Here is an 18,316-nt window from a genome sequence, read left to right on the forward strand (position 1 = left end):
AGGAGGAAATGAATCATGCCTAAAATGAAAACACACCGTGGAGCAGCTAAACGTGTTAAAAGAACTGGTTCAGGTAAATTAAAACGTTCTAGAGCTTTCACATCTCATATGTTTGCAAACAAAACAACTAAACAAAAACGTAAATTACGTAAAGCTTCATTAGTATCTAAATCAGATATGAAACGCGTAAAACAATTATTAGCTTACAAAAAATAATGACTAAAATGTCATAACGTATCAATTTGAAAGATTGAACATATTTAGAGGAGGAATTTATTATGCCACGAGTTAAAGGTGGAACAGTAACAAGAGCGCGTCGTAAAAAGACGATTAAATTAGCTAAAGGTTACTTCGGTTCAAAACGTACATTATATAAAGTTGCAAAACAACAAGTTATGAAATCAGGTCAATATGCATTCCGTGACCGTCGTCAAAGAAAACGTGATTTCCGTAAATTATGGATTACACGTATCAACGCAGCAGCTCGTCAACACGACATGAGTTATTCAAGACTTATGAACGGTTTGAAAAAAGCTGAAATCGACATTAACCGTAAAATGCTTTCAGAAATTGCTATTTCAGACGAAAAAGCTTTCGCTGAATTAGTAACTAAAGCTAAAGATGCTTTAAAATAGTATCTAATTATAGAGGGAGTGCGACAGAAATACTATTATAAAAAATAGATTTCTGTCGCACTCCTTATTTTTAGTTAATAAACAGTTTTAAATATTTGATATAAGCGCCAATGAATCTATCTGGTTGCATTTTAAGATACGAATTATCATTTTGATAAATAACCATCATTTGATAAAATAGCTTAGAAGTCATAAATGGAGGAGAAACTAATGTCTAAATTCGATGAAATGATTACAGTAGTGCCGAGAAATATTTTATTTAATGATGAAAAGAATAAATTCAATGGTTTCTTAGATAAAAATACTGTTAAAGGGCAAGAAATTTTTGACACACTTTCTAAATTTGAAGTTAAACGTCGTGGAGATATGGAAGAAGATCCGGCATACAAGCAGTTAATTTCTTATTGTATATTGGAAAATGAAAACGATGAGTTATTAGTATATGAACGTTTATCTGGTGGAGGAGAATCTCGTTTGCACGGCCAATCATCTATTGGTGTAGGTGGTCATATGAATGATGTTAAAGGTGCAGAGTCAATTAATGAAGTATTGAGAATTAATGCGCAAAGAGAATTAGAAGAAGAAGTAGGCTTATCAGAAAGTAAGTCTCAGAATTTAGCTTACATAGGTTTTATCAATGATGATACGAATGAAGTCGGTGAGGTCCATCTAGGTGTTGTGTTCAAAATTCATGTAAACAGTAATGACGTAGAAGCTATGGAAACAGACACATTACGTATAAAATGGGTAGATCAAAGTAAAATTGAAGATTATGATGAGTTTGAAACATGGAGCGCTTTAATATTACAAGCTATAAAATAGGGGTGTCTGAAGATGTCTGATATCATTCCTTTTCCACGTTCAAAAGATAAATTAGTGAGAGAAATTAAGCAATCATTTAATGATAACAATTTTGAGCATACTTATGACTTATTTGAAGACTTTGAAGAACAATTTGAACTAGATGAACAACTGTCTTTGTTAAAATGTTCAATGTTATATAAGATGGGTCATTTTCTCGAACTACGTGAAGAAGCTATTATTTTATTAAAACAAGGAACAACTAAGTATGATGATTTGATGATGTATTATATTAAAAGTTTGAATGGTCTAGGGCAATATTTTGAAGTAGTGGAAGTTATTAATCAAATTATTGATGAAGTCCATGATCATAGAACACGTATGGAATTGTTTCCAATTAAAGAATATGCATTAAGCCAAATCGATAAACATAACGAACATGCTACACATATGTTGCAAAATTTTGATGCTATCTCTCTTAGAGAACAAATCAATACTATATTAACGTTAATTGACCATAGTCAATTTAGATATCAAGAAACGATTGTCAATATTATCAATGAACTGACCTTACCACCTAATGTGGTAAGTCTAATGCTTGAATATTTACGTTTTGGTGGTTACAATCAGACCATTCAAATTCAAAAATTTGGATTTAATATAGAAGTTGTTCCAGTCAATTTATCTGGTTTAGAACATACAGTGTTTAAAACCAATTTAATACCGAAAGTAATTGACCAAATTGAAGATAGTGCGCCACAAATGATTGAAGAGGCATTTCGTTTAATGAATAATCATGCGATTTTATTTTATCCATTAGAATTAGAACGCATAGCATTAGAATCAGTATGGATTGAAGCATACGTAAATTATTTTAAATCTATGCTAGGTTTAGAAAGTTTAGATATGTCAAATGAGGTTGTGAAATTCATAACTAACATTGATAGTGTAGAATAATTAATCATTTGATTTTCGGGTAATGGAAGAAAGTAGCTATAATAAAAATTTTCAAGTTTACATTTTAAATCACGTGTTATAAACAGAGTGTTTGTGTAGAGCATAGACGTGTGCTATAATAGTGAAGTTGAAAAAATAAAATAGGATAATCATGGAGGTTTTTATACATGACAGCAACTTGGGAAAAAAAGGAAGGTAACGAAGGTGTTTTAACCGTTACAGTTCCAGCAGAAAAAGTAGACAAAGCAATTGATCAAGCTTTCAAAAAAGTGGTTAAACAAATAAACGTACCGGGCTTCCGTAAAGGGAAAGTACCTCGTCCAATCTTTGAACAACGCTTTGGTGTAGAAGCATTATATCAAGATGCAGTTGATATCTTATTACCAGAAGCTTATGGTGAAGCTATAGATGAAACTGGCATAAAACCAGTTGATCAACCAGAAATTAATGTGACATCTATTGAAAAAGGTAGCGAAATGACATTTGAAGCAAATGTTGTTGTAGAACCAGAAGTACAATTAGGTGATTACAAAGGTTTAGAAATTGAAAAACAAAACGTTGAACTAACTGATGAAGAATTACAAGAATCAATTGATCATCAATTAGGACATTTAGCTGAAATGGTAGTTAAAGAAGACGGCGCTATTGAAAATGGCGACACTGTTAACATCGATTTCGACGGCTATGTTGACGGCGAACAATTTGAAGGTGGACAAGCTGAAGGCTATGATCTTGAAATTGGATCAGGTTCATTTATTCCTGGATTTGAAGAGCAATTAGTAGGCGTTAAAACTGGTGAAGAGAAAGACGTTAACGTTACTTTCCCAGAAGAATACCACGCTGAGGAATTAGCTGGAAAAGAAGCTACTTTCAAAACTAAAGTAAATGAAATTAAATTCAAAGATGTTCCAGAATTAACAGACGAAATTGCTAACGAATTAGACGCAGAAGCAAACACTGTTGATGAATTCAAAGAAAACTTACGCAAGCGTCTAACTGAACAAAAAGAAACTGATGCTGAAAACAATCAAAAAGAAGAAGCAATTAACAAAGCAGCAAACAATGCTACAATTGATGTTCCAGAAGCAATGATTAACACTGAGTTAGACCGTATGGTTCAAGAATTTGGTCAACGTATGCAACAACAAGGTCTTAATCTAGAAACTTATTTCCAAATTTCTGGCCAAGATGAGTCACAATTAAGAGAGCAAATGAAAGATGATGCAGAAGAACGTGTTAAAACAAACTTAACATTGACTGCTATCGCAGATGCTGAAGAAGTTGAAGTATCTGATGATGACATCGACAAAGAATTAGAAAAAATGAGTGGACAATTTAATATCTCTGTTGAAGATATTAAACAAACACTTGGTAATACTGACATTGTTAAAAACGATGTACGTATCCAAAAAGTGATTGACTTATTAGTTGAAGAAGCTAAATTAGTAGAACCATCTAAAGATGACTCAGAAGCGTAACTAAATATAGAGTGAGCAAATTATTTTGTGAATTATATGTTAGTCGTTTAATATAGTAAACTAGTAGCAGATGCATTCAAAGATGTATCTGCTACACTATTTTGTGCAAATAACTTGTGAAAGGTGCAAGTTGCATATTAAAATACTATCTAGTATAGTCTTTAGGGAATAGGGGTGTAAATAGAATGTTCAAATTCAATGAAGATGAAGAAAATTTAAAATGCTCTTTCTGTGGTAAAGATCAAGACCAAGTAAAAAAATTGGTTGCAGGAAGTGGCGTGTATATTTGTAATGAATGTATTGAGCTATGCTCAGAAATTGTTGAAGAAGAATTAGCTCAAGTAGAACCTGAAGGTTTAACTGAATTACCAACACCTAAAGAAATTATGGACAAATTAAATGATTATGTAATTGGTCAAGAAAAAGCTAAGAAATCATTAGCTGTTGCAGTTTATAATCACTATAAGCGTGTTCAACAGTTAGGTCCAAATGAGGATGAAGTTGAACTACAAAAAAGTAACGTAGCATTAATTGGTCCAACTGGTAGTGGTAAAACACTTTTAGCACAAACATTAGCTAAAACATTAAATGTTCCATTTGCGATTGCAGATGCTACTAGTTTAACTGAAGCTGGTTATGTCGGTGATGATGTTGAAAACATTTTACTCCGTTTAATACAAGCAGCAGATTTTGATGTAGATAAAGCTGAAAAAGGTATTATTTACGTCGATGAAATTGATAAAATTGCAAGAAAATCAGAAAATACATCAATTACCCGTGATGTTTCTGGTGAAGGTGTACAACAAGCCTTGCTTAAAATTTTAGAAGGTACAACTGCAAGTGTTCCGCCACAAGGTGGACGTAAACATCCAAACCAAGAGTTAATACAAATCGATACTACAAATATCTTGTTTGTACTTGGTGGTGCATTTGACGGAATAGACGAAGTTATCAAGCGTAGATTAGGCGAAAAAGTTATTGGTTTCTCAAGTAGTGAAGCTTCTAAATACGATGAAGATGCTATTCTTGAACAAATTAGACCAGAAGATTTACAATCATATGGTTTAATTCCTGAATTTATTGGTCGTGTACCAATCGTAGCTAATCTTGAAACGTTAGACGTTGATGCGTTAAAAAATATCTTAACGCAACCTAAAAATGCATTGGTAAAACAATATACTAAAATGCTTGAATTGGATGATGTTGAGTTAGTGTTTACAGACGAAGCGTTATCTGCAATTAGTAACAAAGCAATAGAACGTAAAACAGGTGCACGTGGATTACGTTCAATTATTGAAGAAGCTTTAATTGACATTATGTATGATGTACCATCTACAGATGGTGTTGTAAAAGTTGTCATCACAGACCAAACAATAACTGAAGAAAAAAATCCTGAACTATATGATAAAGAAGGTAATCTTGTAAACAAGGAACAAACTTCTGCGTAATTTATCTATAAAGTAAGAAAGTATTTATAGTATATACTTTTTAAGAATATTCATTTTATAATGCAAACTTGGCATAAGAAACAAACTTTGAATTGAGTTTAAATAAATACTTTTTCAAATTTGTTTATTATTGTCAATATCATATTTGAGGCCGACACGTTTATGATGTCCGGCCTCATTTTTTATGAAAATAATGTGATATTTAAAAAATACATATTCATATTAGACTTTGTGTAATATAATTAACAAGTGAATTTAGAAGAAAAGAGGGTCGATAATGAAAATTAATCCTAACGAAATAGAATTATTAATAAGTGCTGTGAAGCCAGAACAATATCCAGAAACTGGATTAAGTGAAGTTGGCTTAAGTGGTAGATCTAATGTGGGGAAATCAACATTTATAAATAGTATGATTGGCAGAAAGAATATGGCGCGTACGTCACAACAACCAGGTAAAACTCAAACACTGAATTTTTATAATATAGACAACCAACTTGTATTTGTAGACGTGCCTGGTTATGGGTATGCAAAAGTAAGTAAAAAGCAACGTGAAGCTTTTGGAATAATGATAGAAAAATATATCTCACAAAGAGAAGAATTAAAACTAGTTATACAACTTGTAGACTTAAGACATAATCCGACTGAAGACGATATCTTAATGTATAATTATTTAAAATATTATGAGATTCCAACCTTTGTCGTAGCTACAAAAGAAGATAAGATTGCTAAAGGTAAAGTGCAAAAACATTTAGCTAATGTACAACAAAAATTAGAAATGGAACCTGAAGATGAAATTATAAGCTACTCTTCAATCAAAAATAATAATCAACAACAGATTTGGAATATTATTGCTAAATATCTTTAGTAACTAATAAAAAAGTTATTAAAACTATTAAGGATGAATTGTATTTGAGTTTAATTATGACAACAATATGAATGTAAATTATAATTCTTCTAATTTACTGGTGCAAGTTACTTAACTCAAGCTATAATTGTGTTATAATTTACTTATTGTAATATGTATGGAGGGCGTTATAAATGCATTTAATTGCGGTTAGCATAAATCATCGCACAGCAGATGTAGCACTTAGAGAAAAAGTTGCTTTTAAGGATGATGCCATACGTTCAGCCAATGTTGGTTTATATGAAACGAAATCTATATTAGAAAACGTGATATTATCAACTTGTAATCGTACAGAAGTATATGCTGTAACAGATCAAATTCATACGGGTCGCTATTATATTCAAAGATTTTTAGCGAGATCCTTTGGTTTTGATGTTGAAGAAATTAAACAAATGACTGAAGTAAAAGTGGGGGACGATGCAGTAAAACATTTATTGCAAGTTACTTCAGGTTTAGATTCTGTAGTTCTAGGAGAAACACAAATTCTTGGACAAATAAGAAATGCATTTTTTATTGCTCAAGAAGAAGATACAACAGGTACAATCTTTAATCATTTATTTAAACAAGCAATTACTTTTGCGAAAAAAGCACATAATGAAACAGATATTGCTGATAATGCAGTAAGTGTTTCGTATGCTGCAGTTGAACTAAGTAAAAAAGTGTTTGGCAAAATTAGTAATAAGCAAGCTTTAATCATTGGTGCAGGGGATATGAGTGAACTATCACTTCTTAATTTAATCGGTTCAGGTGTAACAGATATTACGATTGTAAATAGAACTTTGAGTAAAGCTCAAAATCTAGCAATGAAACATAACGTGAAATTTGAAGCAATGACATCTTTACCGCAACTTTTAGCAAACGTGGACATAGTAATCAGTTCAACAAGTTCTGATGAATATATTGTAACGAATAAAATGTTGCAATCATGCGCGTCTGAACGTAAAAATGATTCTTTAGTATTAATTGATATTGCAGTTCCTAGGGATATTGAACCTACAATTGATGCAATAGCAGATGTGTTTAATTATGATGTAGATGACTTAAAAGGGTTGGTAGATGCCAATTTGAGAGAACGTCAAAATGCAGCTGATCAAATTATGCAAAGTATTCCAAATGAAATTTCAGCGCATAATGAATGGGTGAACATGCTAGGTGTTGTACCAGTTATTCGTGCATTAAGAGAAAAAGCAATGAATATTCAAGAAGATACTATGGATAGTTTAGATCGCAAATTACCTGGATTATCAGAAAGAGAACGAAAAATAATCTCAAAACACACGAAAAGTATTATCAATCAAATGTTGAAAGATCCTATAAAACAAGCTAAAGAATTAAGTAGTGATAAGAAAAGTACCGAAAAATTAGAGCTATTTCAAAACATTTTTGACATTGAGGCTGAAAATGCATATGAATCTAAAAAAGAAACTACTAATAAGGTGGTAAACAGCCAAATATTGAGTTTTGAATAAGCATATTCAAATGGTGATGATATGCAAGAAATTATGTTCATAAGGTTAAATGAACTTATATTATTATTTTATTTTTTTAGTATCGCTTGTTACTTTTTTGATTTTATCAAAAAGTTTTATAAAGTAAGAAGAATTGGATTTGTTACATTAGGGATTGTTTGGGTGTTACAAACAATCTCTTTATCATTTTATATTAATGCTACGAAACAAGTACCCTTAGGTAATATTTTTGATGTGTTTTTTGCATTGGCATGGTTGATTATTTCTATTTCTATTGTGATTAGTGTTATTAAACAAATAGATTTTTCAATTTTTTTATTCAATTTAATTGGTTTTATATTTATTGCGATGAGTACTTTTCAACCAATGCATTACCATGGTACAGGTGAAAAATTAAACCTAATCAACGAATTGCTTATTGTCCATGTCACATTTGCAATTATTAGTTACGCCCTATTTGCTTTTGCTTTTGTAAATAGCATTTTATACTTAATTCAGTATAAAAATTTAAAACAAAAACGATTTGATCAAAAATATTTTAGAATAGCAAGCGTTGCTACGCTTGAGCAAATTGTATTCTATAGTAGTTTAATTGGTTTTTTATTTATCATTTTAAGTATTATCTTAGGTGCTCAGTGGGGATTCAATGCTTTAGGATTAAATATTTTGATTGATCCTAAAGTGGTTATGTCGATAGTTATCACTTTGCTATATGGCATTTATATCATTTTTAGAGTGAAGCATATGTTAACTAAACATAAATTAATTTATTTTAATATCATCTTATTTTGTTTGAGTATGATAAATTTATTTTTTGCTTCACATGTTTCTGATTTTCATCAATGGACAGGGATATAATTATAAAAATTAAATGATAAATAGTTGTATTTTTAGGAGGTTGCGCATGATGCGTAAGTTAGTCGTTGGTTCAAGAAGAAGTAAATTAGCTATGACACAAAGCCAACAGTTTATAGATAAATTAAAAGCAATAGAGCCTGAGTTAGATATTGAGATTAAAGAAATAGTAACAAAAGGTGATCGAATAATAGATAAACAGCTATCAAAAGTTGGCGGCAAAGGATTATTTGTTAAAGAAATACAAAACGAATTATTCGACCATTCAATTGATATGGCGATTCATTCTTTAAAAGATGTACCAAGCGTTATACCTGAAGGTTTAACATTAGGTTGTATACCAGATCGTGAAAATCCATATGACGCCTATATAGCTAAAAATCACATTAAATTGGATGAACTTCCAGATAATAGTATTGTAGGTACTAGTTCGTTGCGCCGCGGCGCACAAATTTTGGCAAAATACCCGAATTTACAAATAAAATGGATTCGAGGTAACATTGATACGCGATTAAGTAAATTGGAAACTGAAGATTATGATGCTATTATTCTTGCTGCTGCTGGTCTTAAACGTATGGGATGGTCTGATGATATCGTCACGACTTACTTAGATAAAGAAACATTAATCCCTGCAATTGGACAAGGTGCCTTAGGTATTGAGTGTCGTTCAGATGACAAAGAGTTACTAGATTTATTAAGCAAAGTTCACAACGATGATGTAGCTTCATGTGTGACTGCTGAAAGAACATTTTTAACTCGTATGAACGGTAGTTGCCAAGTGCCTATCGGTGGCTATGCAACTAAAGAAAGTGATGGTACAATTGAGTTCACTGGATTAATTATGTCGCCTGATGGCAAAGAACGTTATGAACACACAGAGCGTGGTACAAACCCAGTTGAACTCGGGGAAAAAGTTACTGAAGTATTAAATGCGCAAGGCGCTTACGAAATAATTAAAGCACTAAACGAAGAACAATAATCCTTCGAGGTGAAAATGATGAGACCAGTTATAGTTATGACACAAACCAGTGAATTTAAAAGAAATGATGCATGTATCATACACAGACCATTTATCCGTGTAGAGGCATTATCATTCGACTTAAATTTATTGAATGTGAACTATGACTGGCTTATTTTTTCGTCCAAAAATGCGGTGAAGTTTTTTCAACCATATCTAAAACATGTTAATGTGGGTAAGATAGCAGTTATTGGTGAGAAAACTGCGAACTACTGTAAGTCATTGGGATTGGAGGTATCTTTCTGCCCAAAAGACTATTCTCAAGAGGGATTTCTTGAGTCGTTTTGTGCTGAAGAAGGTAGTAGAATATTGTTGCCTTCCAGTAATGCGGCAAGGTCTTTGTTACAAGATGAACTATATAATCAAAATTATATAGTTCAGAAAATTGACTTGTATAAACCAGTTCCACATACTGATAATATCAATGATGTTAAAATGATGATTAAAAAAGGTGAAATAGATGCTGTAGCTTTCGCAAGCTCATCAGCTGTACGTTATTATTTTAATCATGAAATGACAGTGAACTTTGACCATTATTTTGTAATTGGTCTACAAACATTGGAAACATTACATCAATATCATGCTAAAGGCACGGTATCAGAAATTCAAACGCTAGAATCATTAGTTAGCAAAATAATAGAAAGTTGGGAAACAAATGCAATTTGATAGACACAGAAGATTACGTAGTAGTAAATCAATGAGAAGTATGGTACGTGAAACACATATAAGAAAAGAAGATTTAATTTATCCTATTTTTGTTGTAGAGCGTGATAATGTTAAAGAAGAAATCAAATCAATGCCAGGTATATATCAAATAAGTTTAAATTTACTTGGTGAGGAAATTAAAGAAGCTTATGATTTAGGTATTAGAGGTATTATGTTTTTTGGTGTACCAAATGAAAAAGATGCTGTAGGTACAGGCGCTTATGATCATAACGGTATCATACAAGAAGCCACTAGAAAAGCAAAATCAATGTATAGTGATTTACTAATTGTAGCAGATACATGTCTATGCGAATATACAGACCATGGACACTGTGGAGTGATTAATGAAGAAACGAAAGATGTCGACAATGATAAATCATTACCATTACTAGTAAAAACTGCAATCTCTCAAGTTGAAGCAGGAGCTGATATCATTGCTCCAAGTAATATGATGGATGGCTTTGTAGCAGAGATTCGTGAAGGCTTAGATCAAGCAGGTTATCATAATATACCTATTATGAGTTATGGGATTAAATATTCATCAAGTTTCTTCGGGCCATTCCGTGATGCTGCTGAATCTGCACCACAATTTGGCGACCGTAAAACATACCAAATGGATCCAGCAAATCGTAGAGAAGCTTTAAGAGAATTAGATAGTGACTTAAATGAAGGTGCAGATATGATGATAGTTAAACCTGCATTAAGCTTTTTAGATATTATTAGAGACGTCAGAAATACAACAAATGTACCTGTCGTTGCATATAATGTAAGTGGCGAATATAGTATGACCAAAGCTGCATCAATTAATGGATGGATAGATGAAAAAGCAGTGGTTATGGAACAAATGATTTCTATGAAACGTGCAGGTGCAGATATGATTATCACTTATTTTTCAAAAGATATTTGTCGATATTTAGATGAAGAACAATAGGAGGATGGATACAATGCGTTACAGTAATTCTGAAAAAGCAATGGAAGCAGCAGAACATTTAATGCCTGGTGGTGTAAATAGTCCAGTTAGAGCATTTAAATCTGTAGATACACCAGCAATTTTTATGGATCATGGTGAAGGTTCAAGGATATATGATATTGACGGCAATGCTTATATTGATTATGTACTAAGTTGGGGACCGTTAATTTTAGGTCATAAAAACAAGCAAGTTATTGATAAGATTCATGAGGCGGTAGATAAGGGTACAAGTTTTGGTGCTTCAACAACACAAGAGAATAAATTAGCAGAACTTGTTATAGATCGAGTACCATCTATTGAGAAGGTACGTATGGTATCATCTGGTACAGAAGCGACACTAGATACTTTGCGTTTAGCGCGTGGTTATACTGGAAAAAATAAAATCATTAAATTTATTGGTTGTTATCATGGTCATAGTGACTCTTTACTAATTAAAGCTGGTTCCGGCGTTGCGACTTTAGGATTACCAGATTCTCCAGGCGTGCCTAAAGGGATCGCTAAAAATACAATTACAGTGCCTTATAATGATTTAGAGGCAATTAAAGTTGCATTTGAAGAATTTGGTGACGACATTGCAGGCGTTATTGTAGAACCCGTTGCTGGTAACATGGGTGTCGTTCCACCGATTGAAGGCTTTTTACAAGGACTAAGAGATATTACAACTGAATATGGTTCATTATTAATTTTTGATGAAGTTATGACAGGCTTTAGAGTAGGATATAATTGTGCGCAAGGATACTTTAATGTGACCCCAGACTTAACTTGTTTAGGTAAAGTAATTGGAGGAGGTCTACCAGTAGGTGCCTTTGGCGGCAAAAAAGAAATCATGGACCATATTGCCCCAGCAGGTGATATCTATCAAGCTGGTACTTTATCAGGTAATCCTTTAGCTATGACTAGTGGGTATGAGACTCTTGTACAACTTAAACCAGAAACATATGATTATTTTAATAAATTAGGCGATCAATTAGAAGCAGGATTAAAAACAGTGTTTGCAAAACATAATGTGCCAATCACTGTAAATCGAGCAGGTTCTATGATAGGATATTTCTTGAATGAAGGGCCTGTTACAAACTTTGAAGAAGCAAACAATAGTGATTTAGAAATGTTTAGTCAAATGTACAGAGAAATGGCAAATGAGGGAGTATTTTTACCACCATCACAATTTGAAGGTACATTTCTTTCAACCGCGCACACCGAAGAAGATATTAAACAAACTATAGAAGCGTTCGATACTGCTCTAAGTCGAATTGTATAAAGTTTAAATTATGCCCGAACAACCAATGCGTTGATCGGGTTTTAATATGGATAGCTCAGTTAAGTATGACGATAACTACGAAAGTTGTGAGAACATGAGTAAACAATTAAGAAATAATATCATCGTTTTATTGCTAGCTATTTTATTAAGTCTAATCTTAAATGCAGCAAATATACTATTACCATTTATGTTTGGACCTATAATTGCAAGTGTCATTTGTGTTAGATGCTTTCACATGGAAGTTGAATGGCCGTTTTGGCTAAGTCAAATTGGATTGGTATTATTAGGTGTCCAAATAGGATCAACTTTTACCGAAAATGTAATCTTTGATATCAAAGATGATTGGCTGACTATTATATTAATCACAGTTATGCTATTAGGACTTGCATTAATAATAGCCTTTTTCTTTAAAAAAATTGCTAAGGTAAATACTGAAACTGCAATATTAAGTGTGATTCCAGGCGCGTTAAGTCAAATGCTTATAATGGCAGAGGAAAATAAGAAAGCGAATATTATGGTCGTCAGTTTAACACAAACATCAAGAATTATATTTGTTGTTATTCTTGTGCCATTTATTTCGTATTTCTTTCAAGACAGTGTTGGTAGTCATTCGTCAGGTGGTAGTATGGTCAATACACTAACCGAAGCATTGACTATTCCAAATATACTTTTATTAGCACTTGCAGTATTTTTAGTATATGTCATTATGGGGAAAATTAATTTTCCGACCAGACAATTACTTGCACCGATATTAGTACTTATATGTTGGAATTTATTAACTGGTGTTACATTTACCTTAGACAATTATATTATTGCTGCAGCACAAGTTATTTATATGATACGTATAGGTATACAAATTGCTAAATTATTAGACCAAATGAAAGGTAGAATCGCTGTAGCAATTGCATTTCAAAATATACTATTAATATTTTTAACTTTTGTAATGGTGCTATTTATTGCAATGGTTTCCGACCATTCTGTTAATGAATTGTTTTTAGGTGCTGCGCCAGGTGGTATGAGTCAAATCGTATTAGTTGCAATTGAAACTGGTGCAGATGTAGCATTGATTTCAAGTTATCACATCTTTAGAATATTCTTTATACTATTTCTAATTGCACCATTATTAAGTTATTTCCTAAAGTTTAGAAATAAATCACATTCTTAAAACTAAAGTCTTTATTTATATTTCTAACTTTTAGGATATTCCACTTTAATAATAAATAAAAATTTTTAATTAGTACTTCTAAATATGGAAGTGCTAATTTTTTTATAAAATACATAATGATAATTTGTGTGTTTATGTGTAATTTTGAATTTATAATTAAAAATTTGTTAAAAATTTTTAAAACATTCTTTACATTATTGCTCTAAGGAGTAAGCGAATACATTTTCTTTTTGGATCATTTGGCTTATTGACGTGCAATTAAAACGTGCTAAAATGTCTTATTGTGAGTAAAAGGAGTGTATGTATCATGAAATTTAATAAAAGGAAAATTAATACTGTAGACATTAACCAAGCGAAAAAAAGCGTATTTGCTACTGGCATTGGTAATGCTATGGAATGGTTTGATTTTGCATTATATTCATATTTAGCAGTGATTATAAGTAAAAATTTCTTTAGTCAAGTTGATAATGATGAAATAAAATTGATTTTTACATTTGCGACTTTTGCTATTGCTTTTTTACTTAGACCAGTCGGAGGTATATTTTTTGGTAAAATTGGTGATAAATATGGAAGAAAAATCGTTTTAACAACTACGATTATATTAATGGCATTCTCGACATTTTTAATAGGTATTCTACCTACATATGATCAAATTGGTATATGGGCGCCAATAATATTGTTGTTAGCTCGCATATTACAAGGTTTTTCTGTTGGTGGAGAATATGCTGGTGCAATGGTATATATTGCTGAATCTTCACCTGATAATAAGCGTATTAGATTAGGGAGTGGACTAGAGTTAGGTACGTTATCTGGCTACATACTTGCTTCAATATTAGTGACAATAATGTTTTGGTTAATACCAAGCAGTAGCATGGAAAGTTGGGGATGGAGAATACCTTTCTTCATTAGTATTCCTATTGGACTATTTGGCTTGTATTTGAGAACACATTTAGAGGAATCACCTATTTTTGAAAATGATTTAGCTGACAGTAAAGAAGAAACACAAAATATTTTACAAATAATTAAAGATAATAAACGTGACATTTTGTTATGCATTGTTTTTGTTGCTTTCTTTAATATTACAAACTATTTATTGTTAGGTTATATGCCTTCTTATTTGGATGAAAATGTAGGCATCAAAGATACGATTAGCACACCAATTACAGCAGTGGTACTCATAATCATGTTACCATTTGCAATAATGTTCGGTCGATTAGGCGATAAAGTTGGTAATAAAAAAATTATCAGTATAGGTTTAACATTAGGAATTGTATTTTCATTAATCTCATTCCAGTTTTTAAATAATGGTAATTTAGCCTTCTTATTTATGGGCTTATTAATGATCGGCATCGTGTTATCTGTATATGAAGGTACAATGCCGGGTACGTTACCAACATTATTCTTTACCAACGTTCGTTATAGAACGTTATCTTGGACATTTAACATTGCTGTATCCGTGTTCGGTGGAACTACGCCTTTAGTAGCTACTTGGTTAGTACATGAAACTGGAAACAATCTAGCGCCTGGCTTTTATTGGTTATTTGTTAGTATAATTGGACTTATAGTTGTAGTATTTTTATTTAAAGATACTTCAAAACAATCATTAAAAGGTTCTTATCCAACTGTTTCAAATGAAAAAGAATTTAAAGTGGCTGTTGAAAATCCTAAAGATTCATTATGGTGGTATTCAGAAAGCCAACAAGATAAATAACTTATTCGTTATAAAAAATGTACTTTTCAATGTTCTCATTTAATCCTACCAAATGAGAGCTATTGAAAAGTATTTTTTTGAAGTAAAAACATACTAAGATTGGCTATATTTATTCTATGGCCGGTATATAACTGTATGTAACCTATTACTTCTACAATGCTCAATTTTCAATTTGTTGAGCTAGTTTTACATAAAAAAGAATATATAAAATATATCCTTTAAGTATTTGAATATGATATTACGTATAAATTATTAAAAAAGAGGGATTACTTATGAAGGCAATGATAGTAAATCATTATAAAAACATTATTATATGTTTAGTTGGTACTTTTATAAATGCTATTGGCGTAAATGGGTTTTTACTAGGATCTAATTTAGGAGATGGAGGAACTGTTGGTATTTCTTTAGCCTTGAAATATTCACTGGGTTTATCACCAGCGTTAACTTCATTAATAATAAATATAGTACTTATTATTATTGGATGGAAATATTTAAGTAAAACAGTAGCAATATATACAGTCATATCTAATACAGCGTTGTCATTGTTTTTAGAGTTGACTAAAAGCGTGAATTTAGGGATTGATGATTTTGTAATTAATTCGGTGTTTGGTGGAGCGATAATTGGTATAAGTGTAGGATTAGTATTGTCTACAGGAAGTACAGTAGGTGGACCAGCTGTTATCGCTAGAATACTTAATAAATATTTTGGTTTTAAAACGTCTAAATCTATATTTTTATTAGACAGTTTAATAGTTTTATCATTTTTAATTGTTCTACCTTTAAGAAATGTGTTATTTACGATTATTATGTTATTTATTACTGAAAGAGCAACATCTTTTATCATTGAAGGTTTTAATCCTAAAAAAGCAGTAACTATTATTTCTGAAAAAAATGAAATGATAGCAGATAAAATTAATAATTTCACCGGAAGAGGAACTACAATATTGCCTAGCAAAGGGGGATATTCAAAAAATGAGACAGGCATGCTTTATGTAGTAGTTCATCAATCTCAAGTTACTAAAATTAAAAATTTAGTTTACCAAGAAGATAAAAAAGCATTTTTAGTTATACATGATGTAAGAGATGTATTAGGTAGTACGTTTATTAATAACATCACATAAAAATATACTAAGTAGTTGATTCTATTAGCTTTTTATATGAATTATTAAGTAATATTATGATGCAAAATCAATGTGTTTTTTTATTATCAGGAAAAATAACTTTTTTTACTGTTGCGACTGAAGGCATTGACCGAAGTATAGCGGAAAAGTATTGAACAGATGAAGAAACATTTAAAACTGATACTGATGCTTCATCTAAAGAAGTAGAAAACATAAAAAGTAATGTTAATCAAATTAACCCAAGTGTTCAAGGTGCAAAACATGTTACAGTTGAAAATGAAGAATCAGTAACATATCTATCTGATGCTGAAGTTGATCAATAATTAGTAAAGCAAGGTTTAATAGAATCTAAAGTTTCGTCTAATAAAATGGTCACAGAAGCAGCTAAAAAAGCGGAGTTACTAAAGCTACATACGGAATAAATGGCACAATGAATCTATATTTGTCTCCTGCAGCAACAACTAATTTATTACGAATTGGAACAGTCGAATCGGCGGCTTTCTTAGGAGCCGTTATATCAGTATCAGCAACAGGTGCGATTTCCAATTTTTCACATTCTGTTATTAGTATCTATGCTTCCAAAGCTGTAAATAAAAACGGTAGTGTAAATAATGAAAATTTTAGCGTTTATATTATACATCATAGTTATTACCTATTTGTGTGCTATTATTATACCCAAATATACTTCAAGCGATATACTATCAATTGTTTTAGTATTTATAATTTTGTGTTTGGCTAGTTTCTTAATAAAGCAGTTATTTAAGGATGGTTAATTTACTTCAGTAATTGCCTATATATTATTGTGTGTTACTAGTACATGTAAAGTTAGTAAACTATACGAATACGCAAAAGCCCACCTAAGTGAATAGGTGGGCATTTTTAAGGGCAAAAAAAGGCAGATTTTCGAGAAAAGGGCAAACACTGTGGGAAGATTGAAATTTAAATATTACTCAAAACCTTTGCCTTTATAATGATTGGGGTTGTTCGGGCACGTTTGTAAATGTGCATTATACAAACCAGCTGCTTCTAAAAAAGAAAAAACAGTAACAGGACCTAAAAATTTAAAACCATATTTTTTAAGTTGCTTTGAAAGTTTTGTAGCACGGTCATCTACTGTAACGCGTTCACTTGGTGTAGCATAGGCGCAATCAATCGGTTTATAATCTACAAAAGACCATAAAAAGTCACTAAAGCTTCCATAATCCTTTTCTATATTGAAATAACCTTGTGCTTGACTAATTATTGCTTCTATCTTTTTACGATTATGCACGATATTGGGAAAAGTCATTAATCGATCAACATCTTCAGTTGTCATTTTTGAAATTTTAGTTGGATCAAAATTATAAAAAGCTTGTTCGTAAGATTCTTTTTTCTTTAAAATAGTTAACCATGAAAGGCCCGCATGTTGTGATTCAAGTGCAATTAATTTAAATAATTTCAAACTATCATAAATAGGTTGTCCCCATTCCTCATCGTGATAGTGGAGGTAAAGGGGATCTTTTGTTCCAAATGCGCATTCATTCATAAATTTCACTCCAGTGCATTGACTTATTTTAACATCCATTATACTATAATTAAGTAAAAGAATATTGTCTACTGGGAAGAGTAAATAAGCTGAAATTTAGAAGAGAGTACATGGTTGGTGTAAATGTACAATTTTACTTATTGAAGGTAGCCCACATTGAACTTTAGCTGAAATATAATACTTTTAAATAATTATAGTATAGGCTAAAGCGTGTTTGAGCGTTAATCATATAATTAAGTGCTTGAAATTATACTATAATTTCTTGAATTTAGGTGGTACCACGGAATAACCGTCCT

At 31.5% G+C, this 18,316-nt stretch carries 18 protein-coding genes and 1 other annotated feature (1 of these 19 only partly in view); of the genes, 16 read left to right on the forward strand and 2 right to left on the reverse strand.

Features of this window, described 5'->3' with window-relative positions; all coding sequences use genetic code 11:
* Nucleotides 1-15 precede the first annotated feature (15 nt).
* From rpmI to ACW5YJ_RS07650, 16 genes are all read left to right on the forward strand, one after another.
* Nucleotides 16-216 carry a 50S ribosomal protein L35 gene (gene rpmI, locus ACW5YJ_RS07575; RefSeq protein WP_002507378.1) on the forward strand — a complete coding sequence of 67 codons (201 nt, stop codon included), beginning with the start codon at nt 16-18 and terminating at the stop codon, nt 214-216.
* Nucleotides 217-278: 62 nt separating this feature from the next.
* Entirely contained in the window at nt 279-635 is a 357-nt protein-coding gene (gene rplT, locus ACW5YJ_RS07580; RefSeq protein ID WP_017724704.1) for a 50S ribosomal protein L20, read from the forward strand.
* 210 nt (nt 636-845) lie between these two features.
* The gene (locus ACW5YJ_RS07585) at nt 846-1,457 is read left to right on the forward strand and encodes an NUDIX domain-containing protein (RefSeq protein WP_017724703.1); all 612 of its coding nucleotides are present in this window, start codon (nt 846-848) and stop codon (nt 1,455-1,457) included.
* A gap of 12 nt (nt 1,458-1,469) precedes the next feature.
* Nucleotides 1,470-2,393: a hypothetical protein gene (locus tag ACW5YJ_RS07590; protein WP_107552299.1), complete on the forward strand. Its 924-nt coding sequence runs from the start codon at nt 1,470-1,472 to the stop codon at nt 2,391-2,393.
* Nucleotides 2,394-2,560: 167 nt separating this feature from the next.
* The gene (gene tig, locus ACW5YJ_RS07595) at nt 2,561-3,871 is read left to right on the forward strand and encodes a trigger factor (RefSeq protein WP_107552301.1); all 1,311 of its coding nucleotides are present in this window, start codon (nt 2,561-2,563) and stop codon (nt 3,869-3,871) included.
* 185 nt (nt 3,872-4,056) lie between these two features.
* Nucleotides 4,057-5,319, forward strand: a complete 1,263-nt coding sequence (gene clpX / locus ACW5YJ_RS07600) for an ATP-dependent Clp protease ATP-binding subunit ClpX (protein WP_017724700.1) — start codon at nt 4,057-4,059, stop codon at nt 5,317-5,319.
* A 277-nt stretch (nt 5,320-5,596) separates the two neighbouring features.
* Complete coding sequence (gene yihA / locus ACW5YJ_RS07605; protein WP_017724699.1) at nt 5,597-6,184, forward strand: ribosome biogenesis GTP-binding protein YihA/YsxC; 588 nt, start codon at nt 5,597-5,599, stop codon at nt 6,182-6,184.
* 173 nt (nt 6,185-6,357) lie between these two features.
* On the forward strand, nt 6,358-7,692 hold the full coding sequence (hemA, locus tag ACW5YJ_RS07610; RefSeq protein ID WP_017724698.1) for a glutamyl-tRNA reductase: 1,335 nt from the start codon (nt 6,358-6,360) through the stop codon (nt 7,690-7,692).
* 21 nt (nt 7,693-7,713) lie between these two features.
* Entirely contained in the window at nt 7,714-8,550 is an 837-nt protein-coding gene (locus ACW5YJ_RS07615) for a cytochrome C assembly family protein (protein WP_017724697.1), read from the forward strand.
* A gap of 49 nt (nt 8,551-8,599) precedes the next feature.
* The gene (gene hemC / locus ACW5YJ_RS07620; RefSeq protein ID WP_026113599.1) at nt 8,600-9,526 is read left to right on the forward strand and encodes a hydroxymethylbilane synthase; all 927 of its coding nucleotides are present in this window, start codon (nt 8,600-8,602) and stop codon (nt 9,524-9,526) included.
* Nucleotides 9,527-9,544: 18 nt separating this feature from the next.
* Complete coding sequence (locus ACW5YJ_RS07625; RefSeq protein WP_119603905.1) at nt 9,545-10,231, forward strand: uroporphyrinogen-III synthase; 687 nt, start codon at nt 9,545-9,547, stop codon at nt 10,229-10,231.
* Entirely contained in the window at nt 10,221-11,201 is a 981-nt protein-coding gene (gene hemB, locus ACW5YJ_RS07630) for a porphobilinogen synthase (protein WP_017724694.1), read from the forward strand. The genes ACW5YJ_RS07625 and hemB overlap by 11 nt, the downstream gene beginning before the upstream one ends.
* A 13-nt stretch (nt 11,202-11,214) precedes the next feature.
* Entirely contained in the window at nt 11,215-12,498 is a 1,284-nt protein-coding gene (hemL, locus tag ACW5YJ_RS07635) for a glutamate-1-semialdehyde 2,1-aminomutase (protein WP_457338064.1), read from the forward strand.
* A gap of 94 nt (nt 12,499-12,592) precedes the next feature.
* Nucleotides 12,593-13,663 (forward strand): AbrB family transcriptional regulator, encoded by a 1,071-nt coding sequence (locus ACW5YJ_RS07640; RefSeq protein WP_457338065.1) that lies wholly within the window; start codon nt 12,593-12,595, stop codon nt 13,661-13,663.
* 307 nt (nt 13,664-13,970) lie between these two features.
* Nucleotides 13,971-15,374, forward strand: a complete 1,404-nt coding sequence (locus tag ACW5YJ_RS07645; protein ID WP_017724691.1) for an MFS transporter — start codon at nt 13,971-13,973, stop codon at nt 15,372-15,374.
* 272 nt (nt 15,375-15,646) lie between these two features.
* A complete protein-coding gene (locus ACW5YJ_RS07650; protein WP_457338066.1) occupies nt 15,647-16,495 on the forward strand; it encodes a YitT family protein in 849 nt (282 codons plus the stop codon).
* A 384-nt stretch (nt 16,496-16,879) separates the two neighbouring features.
* Here ACW5YJ_RS07650 and ACW5YJ_RS07655 read toward each other — a convergent pair whose 3' ends face one another.
* A complete protein-coding gene (locus tag ACW5YJ_RS07655) occupies nt 16,880-17,041 on the reverse strand; it encodes a hypothetical protein (RefSeq protein ID WP_171914356.1) in 162 nt (53 codons plus the stop codon).
* 400 nt (nt 17,042-17,441) lie between these two features.
* Nucleotides 17,442-18,020, reverse strand: a complete 579-nt coding sequence (locus ACW5YJ_RS07660) for a DNA-3-methyladenine glycosylase I (RefSeq protein ID WP_119604228.1) — start codon at nt 18,018-18,020, stop codon at nt 17,442-17,444.
* 58 nt (nt 18,021-18,078) lie between these two features.
* Nucleotides 18,079-18,316, forward strand: a binding site (T-box leader) (it continues 4 nt past the right edge of the window).

It is taken from the genome of Staphylococcus sp. mip270_02 (assembly GCF_054031535.1).